This window comes from Azospirillum sp. B506 (assembly GCF_000333595.1).
Classification (GTDB): domain Bacteria; phylum Pseudomonadota; class Alphaproteobacteria; order Azospirillales; family Azospirillaceae; genus Azospirillum.
On sequence record NZ_BADK01000154.1, the window covers coordinates 1 to 866 of the forward strand.

General features: G+C 69.5%; 2 protein-coding genes. Both read right to left on the reverse strand.

The annotated features are described in order from the left end of the window. Positions 1–194, reverse strand: a 194-nt coding sequence (locus tag I71_RS40525; RefSeq protein ID WP_307188964.1) for a TetR/AcrR family transcriptional regulator, incomplete at its 3' end; no start/stop codon positions are given. 86 nt (positions 195–280) lie between these two features. Then, positions 281–866: amidase family protein (locus I71_RS05525; protein WP_042691973.1), on the reverse strand; the 586-nt coding region annotated here is incomplete at its 5' end.

Here is an 866-nt window from a genome sequence, read left to right on the forward strand (position 1 = left end):
TTGCTTTCGAACTGGTAATGCAGGGTCGCGAGATTGATTCCCGCTTCCGCCGCGATCTTGCGCGTGGTGGCGCCGTGCACGCCCTCCTTGGCGATGACGGTGATCGCCGCCTGCAGGATGGTTTCGCGCTTGGCCTCACTCTTCGCTCTCCGTAACACCTTCGGTTTCCTCCTTGGTCGACGCGGGCCGCGCACGGGAAACGCGCGCAGGACCGGGCATTCCGGCGCGGTCGGCCGGCAGGGAACCGAAACTAGGTCAAATGACTAGTTCGTGCCAGGATTTATCGGGATGCGCGCCGTCCCTTCGGGTCGATCGGCAGGATCGGACCGATGCGCCGACCGAGCGCTTCGGCGGCGGTCAGGCAAAGCCCGTCGCGGAACCGGGCGCCCACCAGCTGGATACCGACCGGCAGCGGCGCACGCACCACCGGGACCGAGATCGCCGGGACGCCGAGAAACGCCGTGACGCAGCAGGGGCTGTGCGCCTGCAGGATCTCCAGCGCTTCGCCCTCGCCGACGGTGTCGTAGCCGACCGGGAAGGGCATGGCCCAGGAGGTCGGCATCAGCAGCAGCGGATAACGTTCGAAGAACAGCTGCCAGGCCCGCTGGTGGGTGGCGCGGGCGGTGAAGCCAGCCAGCATCTCCTCGGCCGACAGGTGGGGCGACAGGGTGGCGGTCAGCGCCTGAGACCGGCGCAGCGGCTCGTCGGCGAGCGCCATCGCCTGCTGCATCGCCGGGCCCTGCATCTCGGTGCCCAGCATCGCCATCCACAGCCGGGCGATCTCGGCGAAGCCCGGCGGCGCGGCCTCCTCCACGGCATAGCCGGCGTCGCTCAGCCAGTCGCCGGCCAGCCGCAGCGCATCCTGC